A 17244-nucleotide genomic window follows, 5' to 3' on the forward strand; every position below is an offset into this window, starting at 1 on the left:
ATCTACTATTCGCTAGACAGAGGATTTCAATTGGACATTTCCACAAGATTCCCACCGTATATTATCCGTTAGAGCATTCAATCTGACAGTTTCATATAATTTTCACCGTATATTGTCCCTTTCAACTTTACATTCGAATAATTAGTGAATAAAAGTGCCATTACTTCACAGGATTTTTCCACTTTGATTGACTGTAGCTAGAGCAATAATGTCTGGCCATTCATCTCTGGGTATATGCAAATTTTGCTATGCATCGGTCTCATTTTTATGCATATTCTTCCAAAAGTTAATGAAAATTTACATTATTTTCATTGTGGCTTAACAGTGATGATCTACACTCAAAGATAGGCTCTATATTATATATTATTGAAAGGGGACAACTATGTTGAAAAAATTATGGTTGTTATTAGTGATGGCGTCTTTAGCAGTAATGTTAATTGCTTGTGGAGTATCGGAAGAAGGAAACGCAGATAATTCAACAGAAGGAGAGGCTGAAGCTAATGATAAAGAAAATGAAGCTTCCGCATCTGAAGAAGAAAGTACAACAGCAATCGATGAATTGTCTATCAGCTTTGTACCTTCGCGCGAACCGGAAGAGATTATAACGGCGACAGAGCCTTTAAAGGATTTACTAAAAGAAGAAATGACAAACTTAGGCTATGATATTGGAAATGTTGATATATCAGTTGGGACAAGCTATGAAGCTGTTGGTGAGGCCTTATCTGCAGGTACTACCGATATTGGATTTATCCCCGGTGGTACATATGTCCTTTATGATGATGGTGCAGAAGTACTTTTAACTTCTACGCGCGCTGGTTTAACCAATGATTCTGACAATGCGAAGGACTGGAATGATAACAAGCCAACAGAGGCAAGTGATGAGCAGGTTACCTATTACCGTGCTTTAATGATTGCGGGTCCATCTGAGAAAGGACAGGAATTGGCGGAGAAAGTGAATAGCGGTGAAGAATTAACTTTTGAAGATATGGATAGTGCATCGTGGGCGGTGATGTCTACTTCTTCTCCTGCAGGATATATTTATCCAGCACTATGGTTAAAGGATCATTTTGATAAGACACTGATGGACTTATCAAATAAAGTATCAGTAGATTCCTATGGTAGTGCTTTTGCGCGTTTGGCAGCTGAACAAATTGATGTGATGGTAACATATGCTGATGCTCGCCGCGATAATGCGGATGCATGGCAAGCAGAGAATAATCGTGAAGGTACGATTTGGGATGAGACCAATGTCATCGGCGTTACATCTGGTATATATAACGACACAATCAGCGTAAGCAAAAACGCTGACATCATGGATGAGGACTTAAAAGCAGCAATCCAGCAGGCTTTTCTAAATATAGCTGAAACAGAAGAAGGTAAAGAAGTTATTTCTATTTATAACCATGAAGGTTACCAAAAAGCAACGGATGCTGAGTATGATAAAGAACGTGAAGCGCAGGAAATGGTACAGTCTTTAAATTAAGCTGCGATACAACTTAGTAGAAATAAACTTAGATGGGGTTGTTTCAAAAGGGAGAGAAACCAATGATGAACAATGGGACAAAGCGTGTGTGGCTTGTTGGGAGTTTAGGTTGTTTCCTGTCCAGCGCCAATCATCAACTGGTTGACCATTTGAGACAGCTCTCTTTTTTTTCGCGTTAAGTAGGCATAGCATTTTGCATTTTAGCAAGGAAGAAGCTCGACGTCGTGTTTATAATCAATATAAATAAAAAGCGCAACGGATGCCGGGCTTTTCTAACAAGGATGGCGATAGAGAATGATAGAGTTTATAAACGTAGATAAGACATATGGTAAAAGCGTGAAAGCATTACAGCAGATTAATTTGAAGATTGAGAAAGGGGAATTCGTGGCGGTTATTGGCTTATCAGGTGCCGGGAAATCGACGCTGATTCGTTGTATTAATCGTATGCACGATATTACCTCTGGCTCTCTCGTTGTGGATGGGATCGAAGTTGGAGAATTACGTGGTAAAGAGATTCGCAAGTTCCGCCGGCGAATCGGTATGATTTTTCAATCCTTTCACCTGGTTACACGAACTACGGTATTTAAAAATGTTCTGGTTTCCTTTGTGCCGGAATTACCTTTCTGGAGGAAGGTGACCGGAATATTTTCGAAAGAATGGAAATTAAAAGCGTTAACAGCACTTGATCAAGTAGGGATACTGGATAAAGCATACGTGCGAGTTGATCAGCTCTCTGGTGGTCAGCAGCAACGGGTGGCATTAGCAAGAACATTAGCACAAAATCCCGATATACTACTGGCTGATGAACCGATCGCCTCCTTAGATCCCGTTACATCCAAACAAGTCATGGATGATTTTAAGCGAATCAATCAACAAATGGATATATCGGTAATTATGAATATTCATCATGTCGAAGTAGCGTTGGAATATGCGGAGCGGATTATTGGAGTCAGGGAAGGGCAAATAGTTTATGACGGACCTTCTCAAGAAGTAACGGACGAGATATTAGATTATATTTATAAAGGCAGAAAAGAAGGTATGACAGCGGAAGTGTATGGAGAAGGTGCTTATGTTTGATAAAGTGTTTCCGCCGAAAGAAATCATACTGCCAAATGGAAAAACCATTATGGAGAAACGCTCACGTACACCTTTGACTGTACTAATTGTTATTATGGCAATCTATCTATCTGTGAAATTTACCGGATTTGAATTTTCGGTTTTACTTCAAAGCGGGTACAAATTTTTTGATATTGTGGTAGCTATGGTTCCACCAAAATGGGAATACCTCCCGAATATTTGGAAGCCGTTGATGGATACGATAAAAATGTCACTGCTAGGATCTGTGATTGGATCGCTTGTGGCGATACCAGCAGCCTACTTCGCTGCTTCTAACATCGTTCAATCCAGAATTATTGTGATGATAGCTAGATTGGTTCTCAGTGTGTTACGAACGATGCCCACCTTAGTGACGGCGCTTATTGCAACCTTTATCTTTGGTCTGGGGACGTTTGCCGGAACAGTAGCTATTTTTTTATTCACGCTTGCTTATGTTGGAAAATTACTATATGAGCAAATCGAAAATGCTAGTATGGATGCTTTTGAGGCGATGGAGTCTTTAGGAATGAATAGGATCCAGGCTTTTCGCTATGCAATATTTCCGCAAGTACTTCCTAATTTTTTATCAACTTCATTGTTTTGTTTCGAGGGAAATGTCCGTTACGCAGCTATTCTCGGGTATGTAGGAGCCGGAGGTATTGGGTTATTGTTGGATGAAGCACTAGGCTGGCGTGATTACGCCGGAGTAGGAATGGTGCTGTTGATGTTAGCCATTACCGTATTTTTTATCGAAACCATTAGTGAGCACTTTAGGAAAAAGCTGATAGGAAAGGCTTGACGTATGATGGATGTAATCGAAAAAAAATTATATGCAGCACCGAAAAATAAAAAATACTTGTTAGTGATGGCAGGTATGATCGTCGTGTTATTTATTTGGTCATTAACCGCAGTGAATGTTGAGAATATGGAGGAAAGCGGCTGGGCAATTGCGCAGAGCATTTTGACTGGTATTGTGACACCGGACTTGGATTTACTTCTGAATGTCACCAGGCAGGGAGTATTGTATTTGTTAGTCGAAACGATCGCGATTGCCTTTTTGGGTACGATTATTGGAGCTATTCTTGCGGTACCATTAGCTTTCTTGTCAGCATCAAATGTCGTGCCAAAACCGTTAGCTTTTTTAACCAGGCTTCTGCTTATAGTGATTCGGACGGTACCTTCTTTAATATACGGTCTGATGTTTATTCGAGTGACAGGGCCTGGTCCTTTTGCAGGTGTATTAACGATCGGATTGATTTCCGTGGGAATGCTTGCTAAATTATTCGTGGACGCTATTGAGGATTTGGATACGAGCATTTTTGAATCGATGACGTCCATCGGATGTACAACCTTTGAAAAAATTCGTTTCGGTATCGTGCCACAGCTTTTTGCGATATTTTTATCGGTCATCATTTATCGTTTTGATATGAATCTGCGTGAAGCGTCGATTCTTGGCCTGGTCGCGGCGGGTGGTATAGGTGCACCATTAATCTTCGCGATGAACGCCTATCGCTGGAACGAAGTAGGTTCGATCCTGATTGGGTTAGTTGTGCTAATTTTAATGGTGGAACTTTATTCCAATTATACACGGAATAAGTTAGTCAGAGGGTGAAATAGTAACCCCCGTCCCTTAATGGGGACGGGGGTTTGTACTATATAATATGAAGTCCAAATTAGCAGCGTATGTACCACTGTTTGCATTTCTTTCGGATTCAAGATACGATAAAAGAAAAAATGGAGTACGAGTATGAAGAAAATCGAACGAGCAGCACAATTAATAGATAAGCATCACTCTCTTTTTCAATGCCCGATTTGTAAAGAAGCAGTTAAGATCAAGGATACCTCGGTAATCTGTGCCTCTCATCACCAATTTGACTTAGCGAAAAAAGGTTATGTCAATTTCTATACGAAAGCCTCTCCAAAAGATTATGACAAACAGCTTTTTGAAGCGCGTTATCAGATGATTAAAAGCGGGATGTATGACTTACTTCATCAGAAAATTGTCGATATTATTGCTGCAGAAGCTAATACACCATTAAATATGTTAGATGTTGGTTGTGGAGAAGGATCACATCTGCAGCATATTCAGCATCAATCTGATCACAGGATAACGGCTATCGGTATGGATATTGCCAAAGATGGTATTCTGACTGCTGCTAAATATCATCCGGATATGATTTGGACGGTTGCTGATTTAGCACAAAGTCCTTTTCAAAGTGGAAAATTTGATGTGATATTAAATATATTATCGCCTGCAAATTATCAGGAATTTAAACGGTTGTTAATGAATAATGGCCTCTTAATAAAAGTCATTCCACGTGCCGGTTATTTAAAAGAAATCCGAGAGCAGGTAATGCAACAGGATAGTGAGCATTACTCTAACAAAGAAGTTATTAATAATTGCCGAAAACAATTTGAACATATTCAAGTGGAAACGATTCAGTATAGCTGGGACATTCCAGGCGAATTACATACTGCACTTTGGAATATGACGCCTTTAACGTGGGGAAAACAGGTGAAAAAGCCGTTTCAATCAATTACCATTGATTTCGATATAATAATTGCTAAAGCGTAATACAAGCTCTGTGTCCTCATATATTAGTACAAGAGTTGTTATCTCTATCACAAAAATAGGTTGAATATTCCTGTCACTTCCTATACAATTTTGGTACAAACGGATCGGTGAATAAGTATCATTTTATTCTATTCCTTCAACCACAATCTGTTGAAGGAATACAGTTATGGATTTTTGAAAGGGGTTACAATTTGAAGAAGCTACTCGTTGTTTACATTATATTAATTGGTTTATTTGTCTTGTATGTTTATCAATATCAGACGAGTGAAACAACAAGCAATGATTATTCAGAGCATGAATTACGCGGGACTATGGAAGAAACATATGTCATGCTTACTTTTCAGGCAGGAATAGATTATTGGAAGAGAGCCTTAAAAGGATTTGAAGATTCAGCGGAAGCCTTAAATGTCTCCGTGGAGTACCGTGGGGCAACGCAATATGACGTAAACGAAGAGATTACGGTATTGGAGCAGGTTATTGCCAAGAATCCCTCAGGAATTGCTGTTTCTACGATGGATCCCGAGGCATTGAATCCAGTGATCGATCAGGCTGTTGAGGCGGGTATCCCTGTTGTTATGTTTGATGCCGATGCACCGGAGAGTAAAGCCTATGCATTCTTAGGGACGGATAACTATTATGCAGGGGTAACGGCTGCGCATAAAATGGCGGAACTATTGCAAGAAGAAGGTGATGTCGGTATTATTACGCATCCGAATCAGCTGAATCACCAGGAACGCACGCAAGGATTTCAGGATACAATTGCGAAAGAGTATCCGAATATGACTGTAGTTGCTGTGAAGGATGGGCGTGGTGACCAAATGATATCGAAGGAGGTTTCCGAAGAACTGATGGATGAATATCCAGGAATGCAAGGGATATTTGCTTCCGAGGCGAACGGCGGTGTCGGTGTTGGCAAGGCTGTATTAGATCAAGACAAAAAAGGTCAAATGCATATTATCAGTTTTGACACCGATAAAGGTACGCTCGATATGATTGAAGAAGGGGTGATATCTGCCACGATGGCACAAGGTACGTGGGAGATGGGCTATTGGTCGTTACAGTTCTTATTTCATCTTCAACATGACTTATCCGGGGATGTGCAAGCTGAAACGAAGTTACCTCGATATATGGATACAGGTATCACAGTCGTAACGAAGGAAAATGTTAGTGATTATTACCCGGCAGAATAACGGCTGCAGCGTAGAAATGGATGGATGTTTGTGAAACGATGGACGCAAATCAATAATTTTCCGATACGGTATAAATTAATTTCGCATTTTTTGTTAATTAGTATTTTGCCAATTATTTGTCTTGGATTATTTATCAGCTGGACAGTGGAAAGAGTAATGGAAGAGCAGGTTACGGACAATACGTTGCAATTAATTGATAAAGTTAATGAGTCATTTGAGTTTTATATTAGTAATCTGCAAAGTTATTCATACATGATCGCTAATAATGAGGATGTGGCAGGATTCATCGGAAGTTCTGATAGACCGGTTGATTCGACAGACAATCGCTATGATATTCAACGTTTTTTGCGAACGTTTACAACTGTATCGCCTGAAGTTGCAGGTATTATGGTTGTCAATAGTGATGGGGAGTATGTCAGTAATGAATTATATGCTCCATCCATTATGGATCTAACGAAGACTTCCTGGTATACAGCTGCGGTAAAGAACAATGGAATTTTTAAGGTGATTGGCCGACCGGATGGCAGACGATTGCATTCGATCGTCGATTATACGAATGAAGATGTCGTTACCGTGGTAAGAGCAGTGGTCGATCCTTTCACAGATGAACTATACGGTGTGGTGTTAATGGATTTAAAGCTGCGTGTTATTGCGGAAGAGGTCCAAGATGTCACATTAGGCAAAAGTGGTTATTTAATGGTGATGGACGACAATGGTCAGAATATTTTTCAACCGAATCAGCCGATCGTAACGGATGTGCCTTTGGATTGGATCGGATCATCGCAATCAGGTGATTTTTCCAAGGTGATTGATGGAGAGAAAACACAGTTTATTTATCAGCGTTCTCCTTTTGTTAATTGGATTACGATGGCAGTTTTTCCAGCAGAAGAGACGGTATTTGGATTAAAAGAAATAAACTTTTATTTAGTCGCATTTATTTTTATTATTATGTTATTTGGAATTCCGGTTTCCTATTTTCTCTCTTATTCAATCTCGAAACCGATTGTTCAGCTTGTTTCTTTTATGAGAAAAGCAGAGCATGGAGACTTCAAGGTCCGTTACCAGGAAAAAAGAGAAGATGAGATAGGTCTGTTAGGAAGAAGCTTTAATACAATGGTAAGGAAGATCAATCAGCTGATGCATTTGACCGAACGTCAGGAGAGACAAAAGCGAGACGCAGAGTTTCGCAGTTTGCAGGCGAATATCAATCCGCATTTTCTCTATAATACGCTGGATACTATACAATGGATGGCACGAAAACAAAAAGCTAACGATGTCGCCGAAGTCGTTGCTTCCCTTGCCAAGCTGTTTCGAATTGGCTTAAGTAAAGGCCGCGATTATATTTCATTATATGAAGAGCTGGATCATATTGATAGTTATTTAAAGATACAAAAAACCAGATACCGAGATAAACTGCATTACTACATTGACGTAGATGAATCGATCAAGCGCATACCTGTATTAAAATTCATTTTGCAGCCAATTGTTGAAAATGCGATTTATCATGGTATTAAAGAGCGACGAGGAGCGGGACATATAGAAATTCTGGCGAAAGAGAGAGAAGGGTTTCTTTGGATTCAAATTAGAGATGATGGAAAAGGAATGTCGCAAGCACAATTGAATGAAATGCGAGCCGCCTTAACTGCAGCGGTGGACCGTACAGAAAATCCTGAGGAGACCCGCAATAAGAAAGGCTATGGCATTCTAAACGTACAAGCTAGAATTAAGCTGACACACGGAGAGTGTTTCGGTCTGGAGATGAATAGCGAAGAAAACGCTGGAACGACGGTTTCAATTTTACTTCCTATTAATCTGTCAACTGATGAGGAGGATAATCATGAGTAAATGGAAGGTATTGATAGCGGACGATGAATTTATTATTAGGGATGGTATTCGTACCTTTGTCAATTGGGCTGACTTTCATATGGAAGTAGTTGCAGAAGCTGAGGATGGAGAGGAAGCGGTAGAACAGGCACTTGCTAATCAAATAGATGTAGTGCTTATTGACTTAAATATGCCGATTATGAATGGCATTACAGCTATGAAAAAAATTAAAGAAAAACTTCCTGGTTGCCGCATGGTTGTGATCTCCGGTTATGATGACTTCCGCTATGCGCAAGAAGCGATCCGTCTACAGGTAGAAGATTATTTATTAAAACCGGTGGATCCTGATCAGCTTGCAGGCATTTTAACCGAACTGATGACACAGTTAGAACGAGACCGTGAGGAAGAGCAATTCTTTCAACAGGCTTCGGTACAAGTCGAAAAAAATCAGCTGCAATTACGAAATCGTTTCTTTCAAGATTTGCTTTCTAGTAATCTTTCGAAAACGGAAGTGCTGCATCAGCTTCAATTCTTTCATTTGCCACCCACTCTTCCTTGTTCATTACTGGTGCTGAAATGGCAGGAAGGTGAGGCAGGTCAGCACTTTATGAAAGAAGAGAAGCAACACATACAGAAAAATGATTTGCAAAAAAGTTTGGAAATCAAGTTGCAGGATTACACCTATGCAATGTACAGCGAGGAAAGTCAATGGATAACGATATTCTTATGGGAACAGTTGCCCGAGCAGGTAGTTGTGGAAATAGAGAATACCATATCGGAGGAATTAGGTCAGCATCTTTTCGGCCACTTAATACCAATCTCGAATGTTGAAATTGCTTCCAACTATCATGAGGCAAAGCAGGTAGTGAACCAGCGAGTGAAATCATCGCCATTGGTTAAAGAGGCCTTGGCTTACCTGCGTAGGCATTACCAAGATCCTCATCTGACATTGGAAGAAATAGCGAGTTTACTTCATGTATCAACCGTCTATCTAAGTAAATCGATCAAACAGGAATTAGGTGTTTCTTATGTGCAAATCCTAACAAAAATGAGATTGCAGGCTGCCAAGGATTTATTAAAAACCACCGACTATACTATTAGAGAGATAGCAGAGCAAGTAGGGTATGACTCCCAGCATTACTTCAGCACAGCCTTTCGCAAGGCGATGGGTGTTACTCCTAAGCAATTTAAACAGCAAGTTTAGTGTTTAGAAGATAGGTCGGTTAGACTTCTTGTGATTTGCCACTTCTTTTGCCAATCACTTCGCGCCCAGCCATATTTCAGTATGTTTCTTTAGCGAAAGACAGCCGGAAATTTATCACGGCGCAAACCGTTTGTAATACCCCCACTGATTGAAGTCTCAATTTATCCAAATGCTAAAAAACGTCTAAACTCCGCAGCAGAGTTTAGACGTTTTTCATATGGTATCTGTTAACTACTTATTGATTGTCTACTTTTACCAACAGTTTCCCAATATTATTACCCTCGAATAAATCAAGGAATGCATCTGGAATATTGTCGAAACCTTCTTTTATCGTTTCTTCGTATTTTAACTTACCTTCTTGCAGCCATTGTGCAAGTGCTTTAGATCCTTCTGGAAATCTGTCAACGAAATCGTATAGAGTAAATCCTTGCATGCTCGCGCTTTTCTTGATCAATGTCATTTGAATACGTGGTCCCGTGTCTTCACCTTCGATGTTGTATTTAGAAATTGCACCACATACAGAGATTCGGGCAAATTTATTTAAATTAGCATGAACTGCATCGGAAATTTCTCCACCAACATTATCAAAATACACATCAACGCCATTAGGGCAGGCTTTAGCGATATCTTGTTCTATATTGTTGGTAGTATTGTAATTGATCGCTTCATCGAATCCTAATTCCTCTTTTAAGTACCTATTTTTTTCGTCAGTACCTGCAATGCCCACAACACGTGCACCTTTTATTTTGGCAATCTGACCAACGACTGAACCAACAGCACCTGCAGCTCCGGAGATAACGACTGTTTCTCCTTCTTTAGGCTTACCAATATCAAGTAATCCGAAGTATGCTGTTAAACCTGTCATACCTAAAATGCCTAAATGAGTAGAGATAGGTGCTATGTCTTTATCAATTGTACGAACTTCGTCTTCTTTTGCCGTATAATACGTTTGCCAGCCATAGCCGCCAAGGACAATATCACCTTGTGAAAATTTGTCAGAATTAGATTCTACTACTTCGCCAATTGTGCCACCGCCAAGTACATCATTTAACTCATACGGTGCTACATAAGATGGGGCATCGATCATTCTGCCACGCATATACGGATCAACAGATACGTATATCGTACGAATCAATACTTCTCCATTTTCCGGTTGTTTACTATCTGTTTCTACGAATTTAAATGTATCTTTATCAGGAGTACCTACTGGTCGCTTTGCTAATAGTATTTGTTTGTTTTTCGTCATGTTTATCACTCCTATTTTTTACATAATGTCTTTCACTTACTTAAAGTAACAGAAATAAAAAGGAGAATAAAGCAACCTGCTCATCGTATTTGTCTATTTGGAAATATGAACAAATGGAATATGCTTAGTAAAAGCTTCAGAGCTAAAGACAGCTATATATTGTGTGTTGTTTTTCGTATAAACCTACGTTTGTTAAGATTCTGTAAAGTTTTAATCAGTTCATTGAAATAGATCTAATACATCTTATATACTTTCGATATCGAGATTAGATATCGAAATCCATTATGACAAGGTAGTGATGAAATGATGGAAGATAAGGTATTGCGAAAACTGTTCCTTGGATTTATTCATATCCATATTTTGCACCATGCAAAGGAGCAACCGGTTTATGGTGTGTGGATGGTGGATGAGTTGAAAGAACATGGTTATAACATTAGTTCCGGTACTCTTTATCCAATTTTACATTCGATGGATAAAGATGGGCTCTTAGAGAAGGAAGAGAAAAATGTAGAGGGAAAAATCAGAAAGTATTACTCTACTACGGATAAAGGAAATGAAGTTCTTAAAGAGGCAAAGAAAAAAGCCTATGAGTTGTTTAAAGAAATAAATTAGAAGAAGGAGGTGCCAATCAATGTCTAATCCAAAAAGTAGATTTCAAATTCTGATGGAAATCTTATTTTCATCTACGAAATTAGGTCTGACCTCTTTTGGTGGACCAGTTGCACATTTAGCTTATTTCAAAGACGAATATATCGATCGTCGAAGATGGTTAGACGATCGAACGTATGCGGATATTATAGCTGTTTGTCAATTCCTTCCGGGTCCTGCTAGTAGCCAGGTAGGTATATCAATTGGTATGTTGCGGGGAGGAATACTTGGAGGTCTTGTCTCCTGGTTTGGATTTACCATACCATCAATCCTTGTCTTAGTTGTATTTGCATGGATGTATCAGACCTTTTCTTTAGAAGATGCCGGTTTCATCCATAGTCTAAAAATAGTTGCAGCAGCTGTTGTTTTACATGCATTAATCGGATTAGGTAAAAAATTAACACCTGATAAAACAAGACTGACAATAGCGGTAGTGGCTGCTGTCATCATGTTATTGTATCCATCAGCATGGATGCAGATACTCATTATAATAGGTGCTGGTTTATTGGGGTTATCCTTATTTAAGCAGAAAGCAGAATCAAACGTACAGCCTCTGTCTATTAATATTTCGAAAAGGATGGGTTGGACTTCCTTAACAATTCTAATTAGTTTACTTATTAGTTTGCCTTTGTTGAATCGATTAGCAGATAACGCTTATCTTTACCTGTTTGATATATTTTTTAGAGTTGGTTCGTTGGTTTTTGGTGGCGGACATGTGGTTTTACCAATGATTGAGCGCGAAGTAGTTCCTGCTGGCTTGTTAACAGCCAATGAATTCCTGGCTGGATATGGAATGGCGCAAGCTGTCCCAGGTCCTTTGTTCACATTTTCCAGTTACCTTGGGACGATGATGGAAGGAATACCTGGAGCTGTCATAGCGACAATTGCAATATTTCTCCCCTCGTTCTTGCTAATAGTCGCAGCTCTTCCATTTTTGAATGATTTACGAAAACGCGCAAGCTTTCAAGGAATATTAATGGGGGTAAACGCCAGTGTAGTAGGAATCTTGTTAGCGGCATTTTATGATCCGGTAATAAGTAGTTCTATCTTTGACACAACTGACTTCGCATTAGGTGTTATATTATTCGGCTTGTTAACTGTTTGGAAAGTACCAGCTTGGTTCATTGTGATAATTGGTGTGATAGGTGGATACCTTTTACAGGTGATCATGTAATCAGAATTCAGCACGTTAGGAAGTGATAGCGATTAGCACTTTATCACGGCGCTAACTGTCCGTAATACCTCTCCACTGATTGTAGTCTCACTTCATTTTTGCGGGGCTAGCTGAAATTGGTGGAGGATTAGCCTTATACGGTGTGATTGTTCCATTTCAGAGCTTTCTTTCGTTCGGAAGAGTGTATCCCGCATATGGCAGTGTTTTTATTATAGTATCTGTTCTGTCTGGCAGATGTTTCTGTTATGTATTTTTGCCCACGTCAATAAAAAAAGGGAAACAGAATCGCAAGCTTTTTTTATTGACTATATAAGCAAATTGTTATATGGTTATATACGAATAAAAAAAGAGGTGTCTTAACATGTTAAAAACAACGATGGAGATCGAAAAAGCGGCAATAATGTTGAAGCTGTTAGGTGATAAAACACGTTTGACAATGGTGAAACTGTTGGAACATAACGATTGTTGCGTATGCGAATTTGTGGAAATTTTCAATACCAGTCAGCCATCGATAAGTCAACACCTTCGAAAATTAAGAGACGTTGGGTTAGTGAAAGAAGAAAGAAGAGGTCAGTGGATTTTCTATTCACTGAACAAAAATAATGAGTATTATCCTTTTGTAGAACAACTTCTTATTCAACTACCTAATCAGGATCATAAATTAAAAGAACTAGAGGAAAAAGGAACACGCATTACGTGTTGTTAATGGGAGGGGAAGAAATTTGTCATCAATGGTCATACTTGCATCGGTAATCTTCATGGTCACGTTAGTATTCGTTATTTGGCAACCAAAAGGATTATCGATAGGATGGTCTGCATGTGGCGGAGCCATCTTAGCGTTATTAGTAGGAGTAGTTGGATTTAATGATGTCCTGGAGGTTACTGGGATTGTTTGGAACGCAACGCTTGCCTTTGTTGCAATCATACTTATTTCTTTGATTTTGGACGAAATTGGATTCTTTGAATGGGCGGCATTGCACATGGCTAGGGCAGCTCAGGGTAATGGCGTCAAAATGTTCGTTTATGTCAGTTTGTTAGGAGCAGTTGTTGCCGCCTTTTTTGCGAATGATGGAGCGGCATTAATACTAACACCAATTGTACTTGCGATGGTTCGTAATTTGGATTTTCAAGAAAAAATGGTGTTTCCATTTATTATGGCCAGTGGTTTTATTGCGGATACAACTTCTTTGCCATTAGTAGTCAGTAACTTAGTGAATATTGTATCAGCAGACTATTTCGGAATCGGATTTGTTGAATATGCGTCACGGATGATCATCCCGAATCTATTCTCGCTGGCAGCAACGATTGTGGTTTTATTAATTTACTTTGGGAAAAGTATACCGAGAAAATATGACCTTAGTCAGTTAAAGGAGCCGGTTGAGGCAATTAAAGATACCAGAATGTTTCGTCTTTCATGGTATGTGCTTGGTATCCTGCTGATTGGTTACTTTGTAAGTGAATGTATTCAAGTGCCTGTGTCCATTGTAGCTGGTATCATTGCTATTTTCTTTTTAATTATGGCTAGAAATAGTCCAGCAGTAAATACAAAATCAGTTGTCAAGGGTGCTCCATGGGAAATTGTGTTTTTCTCAATCGGTATGTATGTTGTCGTATTCGGTTTGAGAAATGCCGGACTTACTGACGTGTTAGCAAATGTTATTGAGGCAAGTGCAGAACAAGGGTTATTTATTGCAACGATTTCGATGGGCTTTATAGCTGCTATATTATCTTCCATTATGAACAACATGCCTACTGTGATGATTGATGCTATCGCTATTGCAGAAACGAATACTTCCGGTGTGATGAGAGAAGCGCTGATTTATGCCAATGTGATTGGCTCTGATTTAGGCCCGAAAATCACACCAATAGGTTCATTGGCTACCTTATTATGGCTCCATGTATTATCACAAAAAGGGGTTAAAATATCATGGGGAACCTATTTTAAGACTGGAATTATATTGACGGTTCCGATTTTGTTTATCACATTAGTAGGATTATTTGTCACACTACTCATTCTATAATAAAGGAGATTCATGAATAATGTCTAAAAAAACAATCTACTTCTTATGCACAGGAAACTCATGTCGAAGCCAAATGGCGGAAGGCTGGGCTAAACAACATCTAGGGGATGACTGGGAGGTTTACAGTGCTGGAATCGAGGCGCACGGATTAAACCCTAATGCGGTGAAAGCCATGAATGAAGTCGGCATCGATATTTCTGACCAAAAGTCTGATATTATTGATTCGGAATTATTAAACAATGCAACATTAGCCGTAACACTATGTGGGGATGCTGCAGATAAGTGTCCCATTACACCAACATCCGTAAAACGGGAACATTGGGGTTTTGATGACCCGGCGAAAGCAGAAGGAACAGAGGAAGAGAAATGGGAAGTATTCCAACGGGTGCGTGATGAAATAGGTGAAAGAATCCAGCAGTTTGCAGAAGCGGGAGAATAATTCAAGATTTTAATTGAATTTGCCTAACATGCCATAGAAGATAGAACCCCTTTTGATCCATAGAAGTTCAAAAGGGTTCTTTTTTTTATAGGTTTAAAATATAGTACGGATTCCATAATAGAATCGAGCTTCCTCCTTTATGTGTGCAATTATGCACTACCTTTCCAAATACCGATACAATGTAGATTTACTGATACCTGTTTTTGTTTTTATTTCAGCTAATGTATAATTTTTACTTTGATACATACGAATTGCTTTTTTAACATTCTCATCTGCTTTTCTAGGTCTGCCTGAGTTAACTCCTTTTTCTTTCGCTTCGTGGAGTCCTTTTTTTGTTCTTTCACTAATCAAATCACTTTGAAAATGAAGTAAATGTTTTAACATCTCGGTAAAATAAATTCCTTTATCACTAGCTGTATCAATACCTTCTTGAATAGACTGCAGATAGGCACCTTTCATTTCTAGCGTTTCTAGCAGCTCCATTAAATGTCTTGTTGAATCAGCAAAAATATACAGTTTGGTTACAACAATTATGTCATCTTTCTCTATACTGTTCATCATTTCTTGTAATTTTTCTCTTTTTTTTGCAAAAGAATGTTCTTCGGTGAAAATTTTCTTGCAATTTATTCCGGACAAGTATGTGCTTTGAAACTCACAGTTATTGTCGTTATGATATGGTCTCATGTAGCCAATAATCATCAAGTTCACTCCTAATTTTCCTTGTGCTATTCATCATAACATGTTTAAATTTTTTAAGAATAGTTCCTAAAAAGGGTTACTTTTTGGGAATATAAGTGATAGAATGTTTTTTGTTGGTTGAAAAAACATTACGAATTTTGTTAAAACAAAATATATAATTGAGGTGAAAAAATGATACAAAATATAAAAAAACAATGGTTCTCTAATATTAGAGGCGATATTCTAGCTGGAATTGTTGTTGCTTTGGCTTTGATTCCTGAGGCAATTGCTTTTTCCATTATTGCAGGAGTCGATCCAATGGTAGGCCTGTACGCATCATTTTGTATTGCTGTAATCTTAGCTTTTGCTGGTGGAAGGCCTGGCATGATTTCTGCTGCGACCGGTGCAATGGCCTTGTTAATGGCTCCGTTAGTAAAGGAACATGGACTTAATTATCTGTTAGCGGCAACTGTTTTAACGGGTATCATACAGGTATTATTTGGTGTGTTTAAAATTGCCAAAGTGATGAAGTTTATTCCTAGAGCGGTTATGATAGGTTTTGTAAATGCACTAGCTATCTTGATTTTTATGGCACAAGTTCCACATTTTATCGGTATTTCAACAATGACTTATGTGTTTGTTGCTATTACGTTATTAATTGTCTTTTTATTGCCTAGATTTATTAAAATCATACCAGCTCCATTAATTGCGATCATTGTATTAACTACAATTGCTATTTATTCTAACACAGATTTAAGAACAGTAGGAGATCTTGGAGCCATCACGCAATCATTACCAGAATTCTTTATTCCTAATATTCCTTTCACATTGGAAACGGTGATGATTATTTTTCCTTTTTCGTTGGCTTTAGCTATTGTAGGATTATTGGAATCCTTGCTTACTTCATCTATTGTCGATGATATGACTGGAACAGATAGTGACAAAAATAAAGAAGCACGGGGACAGGGGATTGCCAACATTGTGACAGGATTCTTTGGTGGAATGGCAGGATGTGCCATGATCGGACAATCTGTTATTAATGTGAAATCAGGTGGACGAGGCAGATTATCTACTTTGATCGCTGGTCTGTTTCTAATGTTTCTAATTATTGTCCTGGGTGATCTTGTAGTTCAAATTCCAATGCCGGTGCTGGTCGGTATTATGATCATGGTCTCGATTGGAACATTTGATTGGTCTTCATTCTCTTATATAATCAAGGCGCCTAAGACAGATGCTGTCGTCATGCTAGTGACAGTAGGGATAGTTGTAGCAACTCATGACCTTTCTAAAGGAGTTATTGTTGGAGTGTTGTTAAGTGCTATTTTCTTTGTAGCAAAGATTTCCCATTTGAAGGTGAAAGAGCACGTTAAAAATGATGTATATTGGTATAAAGTAGAAGGCCAATTGTTTTTTGCATCTGTAGAAAATTTTGTAGAATCGTTTGATTATCAACAAACGAACGGAAAGATTATGATCGACTTTTCAAATGCACATGTGTGGGACGACTCTGGTGTCGGAGCTATTGATAAAGTGGTTTTGAAATATCGTGAAAAAGGTAACGAAGTAGAGATAAAAGGTTTAAATTCTTCCAGTAAGAAAATGGTGGATAAATTAGCGATATACCATAATGGGGATGCAAAACTATCTGCACACTAATTCAAATGGGG

At 38.7% G+C, this 17244-nt stretch carries 16 protein-coding genes and 1 pseudogene; 15 read left to right on the forward strand and 2 right to left on the reverse strand.

All coding sequences use genetic code 11. The features are described from left to right. The first annotated feature begins 382 nt into the window (after positions 1-382). From MUN87_RS15630 to MUN87_RS15665, 8 genes are all read left to right on the forward strand, one after another. Complete coding sequence (locus MUN87_RS15630; RefSeq protein ID WP_439649631.1) at positions 383-1483, forward strand: phosphate/phosphite/phosphonate ABC transporter substrate-binding protein; 1101 nt, start codon at positions 383-385, stop codon at positions 1481-1483. A gap of 294 nt (positions 1484-1777) precedes the next feature. Further along, a complete protein-coding gene (gene phnC, locus MUN87_RS15635; RefSeq protein WP_244741525.1) occupies positions 1778-2560 on the forward strand; it encodes a phosphonate ABC transporter ATP-binding protein in 783 nt (260 codons plus the stop codon). Further along, a complete protein-coding gene (phnE, locus tag MUN87_RS15640) occupies positions 2553-3377 on the forward strand; it encodes a phosphonate ABC transporter, permease protein PhnE (protein ID WP_244741527.1) in 825 nt (274 codons plus the stop codon). The genes phnC and phnE (MUN87_RS15640) overlap by 8 nt, the downstream gene beginning before the upstream one ends. A 6-nt stretch (positions 3378-3383) precedes the next feature. Continuing rightward, positions 3384-4190, forward strand: coding sequence for a phosphonate ABC transporter, permease protein PhnE (gene phnE, locus MUN87_RS15645; RefSeq protein ID WP_244747983.1), 807 nt, complete (start codon positions 3384-3386; stop codon positions 4188-4190). A gap of 135 nt (positions 4191-4325) precedes the next feature. Next, entirely contained in the window at positions 4326-5153 is an 828-nt protein-coding gene (locus tag MUN87_RS15650) for a putative RNA methyltransferase (RefSeq protein WP_244741529.1), read from the forward strand. Between the two features lie 191 nt (positions 5154-5344). Further along, entirely contained in the window at positions 5345-6343 is a 999-nt protein-coding gene (locus MUN87_RS15655) for a substrate-binding domain-containing protein (RefSeq protein ID WP_244741531.1), read from the forward strand. Between the two features lie 30 nt (positions 6344-6373). Beyond that, a complete protein-coding gene (locus MUN87_RS15660) occupies positions 6374-8188 on the forward strand; it encodes a cache domain-containing sensor histidine kinase (RefSeq protein ID WP_244741533.1) in 1815 nt (604 codons plus the stop codon). After that, positions 8181-9371, forward strand: coding sequence for a response regulator transcription factor (locus MUN87_RS15665; protein ID WP_244741534.1), 1191 nt, complete (start codon positions 8181-8183; stop codon positions 9369-9371). Before MUN87_RS15660 ends, MUN87_RS15665 begins: the two co-directional genes overlap by 8 nt. A 235-nt stretch (positions 9372-9606) precedes the next feature. Here MUN87_RS15665 and MUN87_RS15670 read toward each other — a convergent pair whose 3' ends face one another. Next, on the reverse strand, positions 9607-10617 hold the full coding sequence (locus MUN87_RS15670; RefSeq protein WP_244741536.1) for an NADP-dependent oxidoreductase: 1011 nt from the start codon (positions 10615-10617) through the stop codon (positions 9607-9609). Positions 10618-10923: 306 nt separating this feature from the next. Here MUN87_RS15670 and MUN87_RS15675 point away from each other — a divergent pair, with 306 nt between their 5' ends. The 6 genes and pseudogenes from MUN87_RS15675 (at position 10924) to arsC (ending at position 14899) form a co-directional block, all read left to right on the forward strand. Further along, the gene (locus MUN87_RS15675; protein WP_244747984.1) at positions 10924-11229 is read left to right on the forward strand and encodes a PadR family transcriptional regulator; all 306 of its coding nucleotides are present in this window, start codon (positions 10924-10926) and stop codon (positions 11227-11229) included. A 19-nt stretch (positions 11230-11248) separates the two neighbouring features. Beyond that, positions 11249-12439, forward strand: coding sequence for a chromate efflux transporter (chrA, locus tag MUN87_RS15680; RefSeq protein WP_244741538.1), 1191 nt, complete (start codon positions 11249-11251; stop codon positions 12437-12439). A gap of 94 nt (positions 12440-12533) precedes the next feature. Beyond that, a pseudogene (locus MUN87_RS15685) lies at positions 12534-12671 on the forward strand (YnfA family protein); the annotation flags it as partial. A 129-nt stretch (positions 12672-12800) separates the two neighbouring features. After that, the gene (locus tag MUN87_RS15690) at positions 12801-13145 is read left to right on the forward strand and encodes an ArsR/SmtB family transcription factor (protein ID WP_244741540.1); all 345 of its coding nucleotides are present in this window, start codon (positions 12801-12803) and stop codon (positions 13143-13145) included. 25 nt (positions 13146-13170) lie between these two features. Further along, entirely contained in the window at positions 13171-14460 is a 1290-nt protein-coding gene (locus MUN87_RS15695) for an arsenic transporter (RefSeq protein ID WP_244747985.1), read from the forward strand. A 19-nt stretch (positions 14461-14479) separates the two neighbouring features. Beyond that, a complete protein-coding gene (gene arsC, locus MUN87_RS15700; protein WP_244741542.1) occupies positions 14480-14899 on the forward strand; it encodes an arsenate reductase (thioredoxin) in 420 nt (139 codons plus the stop codon). Positions 14900-15055: 156 nt separating this feature from the next. Here arsC and MUN87_RS15705 read toward each other — a convergent pair whose 3' ends face one another. Next, on the reverse strand, positions 15056-15598 hold the full coding sequence (locus MUN87_RS15705; RefSeq protein WP_244741544.1) for a recombinase family protein: 543 nt from the start codon (positions 15596-15598) through the stop codon (positions 15056-15058). Positions 15599-15769: 171 nt separating this feature from the next. On the opposite strand from MUN87_RS15705, the gene MUN87_RS15710 reads away from it, so the two are divergent. After that, complete coding sequence (locus MUN87_RS15710) at positions 15770-17233, forward strand: SulP family inorganic anion transporter (RefSeq protein WP_244741546.1); 1464 nt, start codon at positions 15770-15772, stop codon at positions 17231-17233. Positions 17234-17244 lie beyond the last annotated feature (11 nt).

It is taken from the genome of Gracilibacillus salinarum (assembly GCF_022919575.1).
GTDB classification, from domain to species: domain Bacteria; phylum Bacillota; class Bacilli; order Bacillales; family Amphibacillaceae; genus Gracilibacillus; species Gracilibacillus salinarum.